Below are 14,127 nucleotides of genomic sequence, written 5' to 3' on the forward strand. Positions count from 1 at the left end.
GGTTACATTAACCATTACCGATAGTGCGGGCGTTACTCAAACCGTGACTGCGATTGTGCAAGCCGACGGCACCTATAGCGTTGATGCACCAGCCGAATTAGCCGAAGGTGAATTTACCGTTAACGCAAGCGTTAACGATGAAGCGGGTAATACAGCAACCACAGACACCACGGGCGTGATTGATACCACTGCGCCGTCGATCACTATCGATACCATAGCGACTGGTAACGACACTACGCCTACCCTTTCAGGTACCACTGATGCCGCGCCGGGTAGCACGGTTACATTAACCATTACCGATAGTGCGGGCGTTACTCAAACCGTGACTGCGATTGTGCAAGCAGACGGCACCTATAGCGTTGATGTGCCCGCTGAATTAGCCGAAGGTGAATTTACCGTTAGCGCCAGCGTGACTGATGAAGCTGGCAATACTGCAACCGCTGATACCACAGGGGAAATTGATACTACCGCCCCAACCATTACTATTAATGCGCCAAGTTCGGATAACGACACCACGCCTACCCTTTCAGGTACCACTGATGCCACACCGGGTAGCACGGTTACATTAACCATTACCGATAGCGCAGGTAACACGCAAACGGTGACAGCTATTGTGCAAGCAGACGGCACCTATAGTGTAGATGTACCTGCTGAATTAGCCGAAGGTGAATTTACCGTTAACGCCAGCGTGACTGATGAGGCAGGCAATTCAGCAACAGCTGATACCATAGGGGAAATTGATACTACAGCGCCATCAATTACTATTGACGCTATAGCCACTGACAACGACACCACGCCTACCCTTTCAGGTACCACTGATGCCACTCCTGGCAGCACAGTTACGTTAACCATTACCGATAGCGCGGGCAACACGCAAACTGTAACTGCAATTGTTCAGGCTGACGGCACCTATAGCGTTGATGTGGCTGCCGAATTAGCCGAAGGCGAATTTACCGTTAACGCCAGCGTAACTGATACAGCAGGCAATACGGCCAATGCTGACGCTCAGGGTGCTATCGACGTGACGGCGCCAATCATCTCATTAAACGACCCAGGAATAAATGGCGATGCTACCCCCACACTTTCGGGGTTAACGGATGCCGTGCCAGGAAGCACGATAACTCTTATCGTTACCGATAGTGCTGGCGTTACTCAAACCTTTACCACCAATGTGCTTGCCGATGGTACCTTTACCGTTGAAGTTTCAAATGCGGTGGCAGAGGGTACATACAGCGTAACTGCCGAGGTGACAGATGGTGCGGGTAACACAGCGCAAGCAACAGCAAGCGGCGATTACGATTCTACGAGTCCTTCTACGACTGTAAATCAACCTGCGCCAACGAACGATACTACGCCAAACGTGTCTGGTGAAACCGATGCCCCTCCTGGCAGTGAAGTCGTCATTGTTGTTACAGATAGCCAGGGTAACGAGCAAACAATCGTCACTATAGTGGGCGCTGACGGCACGTTCAACGAAGATGTGCCAGCGGAACTTAGCGAAGGTGAGTACACGGTAGATGTTACTGTAACAACACCAGCAGGCAACAGTTCTACCACCACAGTGACTGGCGAAATTGACACCACGGCGCCGATAATCAGCCTTGATCCTATTGGATCAACCAATGATGACACGCCAGTGATAAATGGCGACACCGACGCAGAACCGGGTGCAATAGTAACGCTAGAAATCGTACATTCAGATGGCACTACGCAAACCCTTACTGCAACAGTTCAAGAAGACGGTAGCTTCAGTGCTGAAGTGCCGCAAACACTCGCAAACGGCGACTTCACGGTATCCGCTACTGTGTCTGATGTGGCGGGCAATACCGCTTCAACCTCCATCGATGCAGTTATTAATACCCAAGGCCCTAATGTTGTTATTGAAACCGGCTCTCCTACCAACGGTAGTGAAGGCATAGGGGGTTCATCAGACGCCCCTAATTCAGAGGTTGTGGTTGTTATCACCGATAGCGACGGCAACAGCCAGACAATAACGGGGACAACCGATGAGAATGGCAACTTCAATGTTGCATTCCCTCCTGGCTCTGAAGAAGGCGAATACGAGATTGAAGTGACGGTGACAGACGAAAATGGCAATAGCTCTACCGCCACGGCCACTACTGTACTTGATACCACCCCACCGATTGTGAACATCAACCCGCAAACGGATACTAACGACACAACACCGACTATCTCAGGTAATACAGATTTACCCGCAGGTAGCGAGGTCGTTATTACTGTCACTGATAGTCAGGGTAATACGCAGACCGTTACCGCCGTTGTTGATGAAAATGGTAATTTCAGCGCCGATGTCGAAGAAGCGCTAGCAGAAGGCAACTATGAGTTTTCTGTCGAAGCAACTGATGCAGCGGGTAATACAACTACCGCTGTCGACAACAGTGGCAACATAGACACTACCGCACCAGCGCTTTCTCTAGACCCACAAACTGACGGCAGCGACACCACGCCAACAATTTCTGGCTCTACCGATTTACCACTAGGTTCAACAGTAACTATTGTGGTGACCGACAGCGCGGGCAACACACAAACTATCGATGCCATCGTTGATGAGAACGGTGATTTTAGCGTAGACGTACAAACGCCGCTTACTGAGGGTGAATATACCGTAGAGGCCAGTGCAACAGACGAGGCAGGCAATACAACGACTGTTACTGAAAATGGCGGCAACATTGATACGCAAGCCCCCACCATTTCACTAGAGCCACTTGGCACAGGTAACGACACGACACCTTCAATTAGCGGTTCTACGAACTTGGAAGCAGGCAGCACGGTTACACTTACCGTTACCGATAGTGCTGGAACCAGCCAAACCTTTACTGCCACAGTAGACGCGAACGGCGAATTTAGCGCTGACGTTCCTGCTGAACTCGCTGACGGCGACTACAATGTCGAAGCAACAGCTACCGATGCTGCGGGAAATAGTGCTTCAACGTCACAAACTGGCACCGTGGACAGCAATGCGCCAAGCTTAACCCTTGACCCACTGGGTGATGACAACGACACCACGCCTACTATCTCAGGTACTACCGATTTACCCGCAGGCAGCACTGTTACACTGTCTGTTACCGATGCGCTTGGCAATACGCAAACATTTACGGCAACGGTAGACGGTTCTGGTAATTTCAGTGTCGATGTGCCCAATCCATTAGCGGAAGGTGAATATAGCGTAACGGCTACAGCAACTGACGGCGATGGCAATACGACAACAGTAACCGACAATGGCGGCGTTGTAGATACCACCTCGCCTACGCTTACCCTAGAAAACCCTGGCAGCACGGGTGACACCACACCTACGCTTTCAGGCACCACTGACCTTCCTGAAGGAAGCACGGTTACACTTGTCGTAACAGATAGCGCTGGAAACACGCAAACTATCAGTGCCTTGGTGGATGTAAATGGAAACTTCAGCGTAGATGTGCCGAACGCACTAGCTGACGGCGACTTTACTGTGACTGCCAGTGCAACCGATAGTGCAGGCAATACCGCGAATACCAATACAAAAGGTAATGTAGATAGCGAAGCGCCGCTGTTAACCCTTGATACACAAGGCGCTACCAGCGATGTTACCCCAACTATCACAGGTACTTCCGACGTGGCACCTGGCACACTAGTTACCATTACTGTGGTAGATGCCAACGGTAACTCGCAAAGTTTCCAAGCAGCCGTGCAAGCAGACGGCACATTTAGTGCCGATGTGCCTAGCGCCCTGGCTGAAGGAGACTTTACCGTTACGGCAACAGTAAGCGATGCACAAGGCAACACCGCAACGGCAAACGAAACAAATGGAAGTATTGATACACAAGCGCCTATTGTTACCGTTAACCCGTTAGATTCAGGTAATGATACTACGCCGGTTATTTCAGGTAATACAGATTTACCTGAAGGCGCTGTCGTTGTGATCACTGTGACTGACAGCAATGGTGACACGCAAACCATTAACGCATTGGTTGACGCAGACGGCAACTTTGCAACAGAGGTATTGTCACCATTGCCTGAAGGAGACTACAGCGTCGAAGTGACTGCAACAGATGATGCAGGTAATTCAACTACCGCAACTGAAGACGGTGGCAATATTGACACCACCGCCCCTGTACTTACGCTAAATCCGCAAGGCACAGGCAACGATGAAACGCCTAACATATCGGGCAGCACTGATTTAGCGCCGGGAAGCACAGTCACGTTAACCGTCACAGATAGCGCGGGCAATACACAAACCTTTGACGCCATTGTGGACGCGAATGGTGACTTCAGCGCAGATGTTCCAAACGCTATACCAGACGGCAGCTACACGGTAACAGCAAGTGCCTCAGACGATGCAGGTAATACAACCACCACCTCTGATACCGGTACGTTAGATACCAGTGCCCCTGCGTTGACACTAGATGCGCAAGTGACGGTTAGCGATACTACACCAACCATTTCAGGTACGACTGACCTACCCGCGGGTTCAACCGTGACACTTTCCGTCACTGACAGTGCAGGCAACACCCAAACCTTTACTGCACTTGTTGATGCAAGCGGTAACTTTAGTGCTGATGTCCCCGCGCCTCTTGCCGAAGGTGATTACTCAGTAACGGCTACCGCTACAGACAGCAACGGAAATAGTGCATCTGTCACCGACAATAACGGTATCGTCGATACCGTCCCCCCCGTTATTTCGCTAGATGCGCTGGATTCAAATAACGATACTACGCCTACCATTTCAGGCACTACGGACTTAGCAGCAGGTGAGAGCGTAACGCTGTCGATCACCGATAACGCTGGCAATACCCAAACTGTTACCGCAACGGTTGATGCGAACGGCAACTTTACTGTAGATGTGCCAGCTGCATTGGCCGAAGGTGACTATACGGTTACCGCAACGGCCACCGACGATGCTGGCAACAGTGCGTCAGCCAATGCAACAGGCACCATAGACACCACAGCGCCTACCCTAACCTTAGACCCTCAAGGATTAGGCAATGACGCAACGCCAACCATTTCGGGAAGTACAGATCTAGCCGAAGGTAGCGTGGTCTCCTTGGTTATCACAGATAGTGCAGGCAACATTCAAACGGTTACAGCAACAGTTGATGCTGCAGGAAACTTTACGGTTGATGTGCCCAGTGCCCTTGCTGAAGGCTCGTACAGTGTTGAAGCTACCGCCACTGATGAAGCAGGCAACAGCACGTCGGTTCTCGATAATTCAGGCGTTATCGATATCACGCCACCTGAGCTAAATCTTGACGAATTAACACCAGAGAATAACCTTACGCCAATTATTTCTGGCACCACAAACCTTCCAGCAGGCGCCATTGTCACACTAACGGTGGTCGACAGTGCGGGTAACACGCAAACCTTTGCCGCTACGGTACAAACCAACGGCAGTTTTTCAGCCAACGTACCTTCACCACTAGCTGAAGGTGACTATACGGTTACCGCAACCGCTCAAGACGCGGCAGGTAACCAAGGTTCTGATTCTGAAACGGGTGGCAGCGTAGATACCACAGCACCTGTTATCACTTTGGAGCCGCTTGGTACAGGTAACGATAACACGCCTACCATTAGCGGAAATACCGACCTGGCCGCGGGAAGCACAGTAACTATCACAGTAACTGACAGCGTTGGCACTGTGCAGACGTTTACTGCAACTGTTGATGCTAACGGCGACTTCAGTGCAGATGTGCCTAATCCTATGGCTGACGGAAACTTCGACGTTACTGCAACGGCCACTGATGCTGCAGGCAATACTGCTACAGATACAGTGAGCGGCGACATAAACTCTGCCGCGCCTACCCTATCCCTTGATCCTCTTGGGTCGGGCAACGACACAACGCCGACTATTTCAGGTAACACCGACTTAGCGCCAGGTAGCACTGTAACGCTAACTGTGACTGACAGTGCTGGAAACACACAGACATTCAGTGCCATAGTGCAAGGTGATGGAAGCTTTACGGCTGATGTTCCTGCAAGCTTACCTGAAGGTGACTATTCTGTTACTGCCACCGCCACAGACGGCGCTGGCAACAGTGCATCGGTAACCGAAAATGGCGGTAATATCGATACCACAGCCCCATCGATAACCATCGATACACAAGGGCTTGGCAATGATGCAACGCCGTCTATCTCTGGCACCACAGACCTCAATGCTGGGGACACAGTTAGCATAAGCGTGACAGACAACGCTGGAAATACCCAAACATTCACTGCAATCGTTCAAAACGATGGCACTTACAGTGCTGATGTTCCTGCCGATTTAGCTGAAGGCAGTTTCAGCGTGACCGTCACTGCGACTGACGATGCGGGTAATTCAGCAACGGCAATAGATAACAACGGTGTCATAGATACAGCAGCCCCCACCGTAACGTTAGACGCACAAGGTCTAACCAACGACGCTACACCGACTATATCGGGAACCACCGACTTAGCTGCGGGCAACACTGTAAGCATTAACGTGACTGACAGCCTGGGCAATACGCAAACTTTCACTGCCATAGTTCAAGGGAACGGTAGCTTTAGCGCTGATGTGCCGGTTGACCTTGCAGAAGGCGATTACACAGTAGAAGTGACGGCGACTGATGATGCGGGTAATCAAAATACAGCGGTTGATAACAACGGTACAATTGACACCACTCCACCTGTTATCAACTTAGATCCAGTGGCCAGCGGCAATGACGCAACGCCAATTTTGAGCGGTACTACCGACTTGCCAGAGGGAGCAACAATTACACTGGTTGTCACCGATGCAGGCGGTAATGTACAGAACCTTACCGCTACGGTAAACGCGGATGGCACTTTCTCAGTTGAAGTACCCAGCGCGCTTGTTGATGGCGATTACGATGTAACAGCCAGTGCGAGCGATGCTGCGGGCAATAGCACGACAGTGTCAGATAGCGGTAATATTAATGCAAGCGCCCCGGACATTACCCTAGATGCCCTTGGCCAGACAAACGACGCTACGCCTCTTATTTCAGGTACAACTAACGCGCCAGTTGGTGCTACCGTCACTTTAACAGTGACAGATAGTGTTGGAGCAGTTCAAACTTTTACTACAACAGTACAAGGAGATGGCACCTTCAGCGCAAGCGTACCGTCAGACCTGGCCGAAGGTAGCTACACTGTTGTCGCAGAGGTGACTGACGGAGCCGGAAATACAGGCTCTGACTCTGAAACTGGCGGTGTGGTAGATACCACATCACCGGCTATTGATGTGGCAGATCCGGGTGTTGGCAATGATGCAACACCAACCATTAGCGGCACGACAGACCAGCCAGCTGGAAGCACGGTTTCAATTACCATCACCGATAACGCTGGTAATATACAAACCTTAACAGCAACCGTACAAGGTGATGGCTCCTTCAGCGTAGACGTACCCGCCACCTTGGCTGAGGGTAACTACACAGTTCAGGCTACCGTCGTTGATGAAGCTGGCAATACAGCGTCCGACGCTGAAACTGGCGTAATCGACACAATTTCACCTGTTCTTACGCTGGACGAGCCAGGTACAGTTAGCGACTCAACCCCAACCATAAACGGCACTGTAGATTTACCGCAAGGTTCTACAGTGCAAATAACGGTTGTTGATAGTGCGGGTAATACCCAGGTGTTCTCTGCATTGGTTGGCGCGGGCGGCGTATTCTCTGCCGACGTACCAGCGGCGATGGCTGAAGGAAACTTCACTGTTTCAGCAACCGCCACCGATGAAGCAGGCAACAGTACAACCGATAACGAGGCAGGCGTAGTTGATACTCTAGTACCTACACTTACTATAGATGTTGCCGATACCACTAACGACGCGACGCCACTCATTACCGGTACAACTGATGAACCTGCGGGCTCTGTAGTCACTATTTTGGTAACGGATAGCGCTGGTGCGACCCAGACCTTAAGTGCAGTGGTACAGGTCGATGGTTCTTTCTCTATCTCCCCAGGTACGGATTTAGCTGAAGGCGACTTTACGGTAAGCGCTACCATCAGTGATGAGGCAGGTAATACAGCAACAGCGAGTGATGCTGGAAGCATAGACACTACCGCGCCGACGATCAACTTAGATGCACAAGGCACAGGTAACGATACTACGCCAGCGATCACCGGTAGCACCGATTTAAGCCCAGGTAGTTCAGTGACCATAACCGTCACCGACAGCGCGGGAGCAGAACAGACATTTACGGCTATTGTCGATAGCGTTGGTAATTTCAGCGCCGACGTGCCCAATGCAATGGCAGACGGAAACTTCAATGTTACTGCTACCGCCACTGATGCCGCTGGAAACACGGCGTCTGATACTACCAGCGGAAATATCAATACAGCCGTGCCAAACCTAACCTTGGATCCGCTTGGCACAGGAAACGACACAACACCGACCATATCCGGTACTACAGATATTGCGCCAGGCAGCACCGTATCTATCAGCGTTACTGATAACGCTGGTAATACGCAAACCTTTGACGCCATTGTTCAAGCCAATGGGACCTTCTCTGTCGATGTGCCAGCAGCCTTATCTGAAGGTAGTTATTCAGTCACCGCAAGTGCAACAGATGGCGCGGGTAATACGGCAACCGCAAACGAAAATGGCGGAGTTATCGATACTACTGCGCCAGCTGCGCCTACTGTTGATGCAGGCAACGGTACCGAAATTACCGGCACAGCCGAAGCAGGCGCTGTCGTAAACGTAGACGTTGACGGTGATGGCACACCTGATTTCACGGTTATTGCTGATGGCGATGGTAACTGGTCAGTCACACCCACTACACCGCTAGCCGATGGCGTGGTCGTTACGGCAACAGCGGTTGATGAAGCTGGCAATGTCAGTGCACCAACGTCAGATACAGTAGATGCTGTTGCGCCAGTCGTTGCAATCAATGACTTAACCACTAATGACGCTACACCAGAGCTAACCGGAACGGTTGACGACCCAAGCGCTATCATAATAGTGACCATTGATGGTGTAGACTACACCGCAACTAATAATGGTGATGGAAGCTGGACGCTGGCGGACGATGCAGTGGCTGCACTTGCAGATGGTAGCTATACCACTACCGTTACTGCCACTGATGCCGATGGCAATGTGGGTTCAAATTCAGGAACGGTAGTGATTGATACTACTGCGCCCACAGTTGCAATAAACGATCTAACCACCAACGACACCACGCCAGAATTAACTGGTACGGTAAACGACCCAAATGCAGTTGTAGTGGTGACCATTGACGGCAACGACTATACCGCTACCAACAATGGTGATGGCACATGGACAGTGGCTGATAACGTAGTCGCCACGCTCGCTGAAGGCAGCTACCCTATTTCGGTAAGCGCAACAGACCCTGCGGGGAATACTGTCACCAACACAGGTACGGTAGTGATTGATACTACTGCGCCCACAGTTGCAATAAACGATCTAACCACCAACGATACCACACCAGAGTTAACTGGTACGGTGAACGATCCGAATGCGGTTGTGGTGGTGACCATTGACGGGAATGATTACACCGCTACAAATAATGGCGACGGTACATGGACGTTAGCTGATAATGTGGTCGCCACACTTGCAGAAGGCAGTTACCCAACATCGGTAAGCGCGACAGACGCCGCGGGGAATACTGTCACCAACACAGGTACTGTAGTAATTGATACCACAGCGCCTACGGTTGCAATAAACGATCTCACTACCAATGACACCACGCCAGAGCTTACCGGTACGGTAAACGATCCCAATGCGGTTGTGGTGGTGACCATTGACGGGAATGATTACACCGCTACAAATAATGGCGACGGTACGTGGACGCTGGCTGATAACGTAGTCGCCACGCTCGCTGAAGGCAGTTACCCAACATCTGTTACTGCAACAGACGCCGCAGGCAACACTGCCACCAATACGGGTACAGTGGTAATTGATACTACCGCACCTACCGTTGCAATAAACGATCTAACCACCAACGACACCACGCCAGAACTTACCGGTACGGTAAACGACCCAAATGCAGTTGTAGTGGTGACCATTGACGGCAAAGACTATACCGCTACTAATAACGGAGACGGCACATGGACGTTAGCCGATAACGTAGTCGCTACGCTAGCTGAAGGCAGCTACCCTACATCGGTAAGTGCAACAGACGCCGCAGGCAATACGGTGACCAGTACAGGTACAGTGGTAATTGATACCACAGCACCTACCGTTGCAATAAACGATTTAACTACTAACGACACCACGCCAGAACTTACCGGTACGGTTAACGACCCCAATGCAGTAGTAGTGGTGACCATTGACGGCAATGATTACACCGCTACCAACAATGGTGACGGAACCTGGACGCTGGCTGATAATATCGTCGCCCTGCTTGCGGAAGGCAATTACACGGCAACGGTAACCGCCACAGATGCGGTAGGCAATGTTGCAACTGACACAGGTGCAGTTGTTATCGATACCAGTATTGATGAAAACAATAACGGTCAGACAGTAACGTTCGACAGTATCTCAAACGACTCTGGGGTGGCTGGAGACTTTATTACTAGCGATAGCACGCTAGTCTTTAATGGAACGGTTGACCTTGGTGACAATACTACCCTAACCGTTACCGTTGATGGCACATCCTATACCTTTGGCACTGACCCTGAACTTACCATTGATGGCAGCGGTAATTGGAGCCTTGATTTAACAGACACATCGCTACCAGCGGGTACCTACACGGTGGTTGCAACAGTCACCGACGAAGCAGGTAACTCGGCAAGCACAACAAGTCAAAATGTTGTCGTACAGGCTCTCGATGCGATAAACGACGGTAACACCGTTGATATGGGCGAACCCGTGGTTACTGTAAATCCTCCAGAAACTACCAGCGACGTGCAGGTAATTGGCTTAGCAGAGTCTACAGGTGGCGTAGATGCAAGCGCCTCCTTTACGGTTTCGCCTAACAATGTGGGTGAAGTGCTAATAGAAGTGGAACAGATTGCGCTTGTTGCGGTTGCCGACGCCTACATAGTAGAGGTATATGATGAGAATGGGCAGCTTGTTTACCAAGGAGTTAGTGCAAACTCACAACTGGCTGACGTCGGTGGCCTAGAAATTTTCAATGTTACGGGCGATGAAACCATCTCCTTCTCGTTATCAGGCCTAGATGCAGGCACTTATAGTGTGGTTGTTCGAAACGATGAAAACACATTAGAAGACTTGTTGGACAGCGATGGTAATGGCGATGTTAATCTGAATGAGCTAGGAACAGCAGGTGTCGTCCTAGGTCCAGATAACCAATCTTCAGTTTTAGATACGGTCGAAACCTCCTTGAATGGCGGTATTTTAGGGATTCTCCCTGGGACTGTCGGTACACAAGTAAGGGGCGTATTAGAAACGCTACTGGATACTACAACTTCAATAGGTGCGGGCGATCTCGCTGGTGCTTTGACGGGCCCGCTTGGCGATTTAGGCTTAACTGGTTTGCTGGATGACATACTAACGGTAATTGCGGATACTCTTCTGAGCAATACCCTAACCTTGCTACAAGACACAGATATCACCACCACATTAACCGAATACACCTATACGGGTGATTTAGTAGCCCAAGGCAATTTAATTGACGGTGACTTGAGTGGCGTGGGTGCTGACACCATTTTAGACGGCGCCCAAGTAACGCTGGTTACTAATGCTGCTGGTGATAGTGTTGCTGTTCCTGCTACAGGCACAGTCACTATCCAAGGTAACTATGGCGTACTGGAAATTGCTGCAGATGGTACTTACACCTATACCGCTGATGGTGACCGCAGTGCTATTGGGCAAGATGAAGTGTTTAACTACACGTTATCTGACGGTGAAACCTCTGATATTGCGGCACTTACCATCACCATATCTGGCAGCGATTTCCCGCCGGTAGTAGCCCAAACCGATAACAATGACATGGAGCTTGGTGCACAAACGGCCATTGTGAATGCACCAGTTAGCGACAGTGACTTCCAAGTGCTGGGCTTAGCCGAAGGCTCACCAGCAGCAGGCTCGCCAGAGGCTAGCACAACGCTTACCGTTGATGCTGGTTTCTTTGGCGAAGTGGTTGTAGAGGTCAGTCAAACCGCGCTGGTGGCTGTTGCCGATTCGTATCGTATCGATATTGTTGATTCAGATGGCAATGTGGTTGCCACCGCTATGACGCCAGATAACCCGTTAATAGGTGATGTGGCTGGCGTAAACCTAATCGGAGTAACCGGTGACGATACGCTGGTTGCAAAATTCTCTGGGCTACCTGCCGGTGATTACACCGTGGTTGTACGCAATGATGAAAGTGCCCTTGAGACACTATTCGATCAAAATAGCGACGGCTCGATTACGCTAACAGAGTTAGGTGATGGTGGCGTAGTGCTTGGTGAAGAAAACCAAGAAGTAGTCCTAACTGCTGTTGAGGACACACTAAATGGCACTAACGCGAGTATATTAAACGGGCTTGGTTTGGGTACAGTTGTGCGAAACCTTGTACTTGAGCCAGCCTTAAGCACCGCAGATACTATTGGCGCCGGTGATTTAGTGAGTACCATTACTACAGGGCTTAACTTATTAGGATTAGGCGCACTGGTAGATACCGTGTTAGATGCTGTCGCAGCGGCACTGCTAAGTAATACGCTTACCTTACTTCAGTCTACCGATATAACTTCAACACTCACTGAATATGCGTTTGAAGGTAGCACGACAACATCGGGGAATGTTATTGATGCCGCTAATACTGGCGACGTAACGGACAGCATTGCCGAGGGCGGTGTAGTGACGCAAGTTACCCATACAAACGGCGAGTCGGTGACCGTATTGGGCACTGGGCTATCGGGCATTACTATCGAAGGTGACTATGGCGACCTCACCATCTTTGAAGACGGTAGCTACACCTATGTAGCCAACGGCGTGCGCGACGGCTTAGGCAATACAGATAGCTTCAGCTACACCATTTCAGATGGCAGGAATACCTCTACTGCAAACTTAAATTTCAATTTATCAGGGCAAGGGGTATCTGCAGACTCGGCCCGTGCTGAATTGACCTATGATTTTGTTACAGACGCTGGTCTTGATGAACCTGGGGCACTATCTCACACTTATTTAGCAAGTATTTTTGGTGGCAGCTTTAGCGATACCAGCAGTACATTTGCCGTCGCTACAAATACAACTCAAGATATTACGTTAAACGTTGATAATGGCAGTTTGCTGTCACTGGTTTCAAGCCTTACTGTTACCGTAGAGAAGTTTGAAAACGGTGCATGGGAAGCGTACAGAGTGTTCCCTAACGGCGAGCTAGTTAGCTTATTAGGCATTGATGGCGATACCGTCCTCACTGTCGACGGATTAACTGAAGGTTTGTACCGCCTGTCGATGAGCGGTACGACTGGCGTTGGCATAGCCGGTAGTATTAGTGTAGACCTATCCTCGACCATCAATTACCTTGATCAGTTTGAAGTTAGCGGCGTACAAACTGCTACAGGCAATCTGTTCGAAAACGATGTTCTGTTTGGCCCAATATACGACGTAACCGTATCTACCGATGGAACAAACTTCCAAGACGCGACTGGCGGCACTACGTTAGTAGGTGATTACGGTACGCTGCAAATTGATGAAACTGGCGCATACACTTATACCCCGGACAACACGCAAGCGGTATTTGGTGGCACCTTAACTGATACCTTTACTTACCGTATCGAATATCCAGACGGGACTGTCGAGCAGGCTGAGTTTAACGTGTTTGTGACGGCATCCGGTGAAGGCGTACCGGAAGTGGTAACAATCACTTCATCTGAGCCTGTAAGTGCGTCAGACAGCAGTGGCACCGTTGTTACTGATGAACCTACAGCACCTGAAGTGGTTTATTTAACCGGGCAGATGATTCAAACAACAGCTTTCTCCTCTACGACGTGGCTTGTGGAAAATGAAAGCTCGTCCCCTCTTACATCTGATAGTAGGGAGCAAGACAACACGGCGATTGAAACTGTTATGTTAGGTAAATTACCGGAAGATACCATTACCCTTCCACAAGAAGACGTAATTTCAACAACAGCACCCGATGAAAGCACGCCCCTCCTTACATCTAATAGTAGGGAGCAAGACAACACGGGTATTGAAACTGTTACGTTAGGTAAATTACCGGAAGATACCATTACCCTTCCACAAGA

Annotated in this window: 1 protein-coding gene; it reads left to right on the plus strand. The window is 50.3% G+C overall.

Going from position 1 to position 14,127, the window contains the following annotated elements; genetic code table 11:
• The coding region (locus C6Y39_RS16120) for a BapA/Bap/LapF family large adhesin (protein WP_105932348.1) at positions 1-14,127 on the plus strand (14,127 nt) is incomplete at both ends.

Origin of the sequence: Alteromonas gracilis (genome assembly GCF_002993325.1) — a bacterium.
In the GTDB taxonomy this organism is placed as follows: Bacteria; Pseudomonadota; Gammaproteobacteria; order Enterobacterales; family Alteromonadaceae; genus Alteromonas; species Alteromonas gracilis.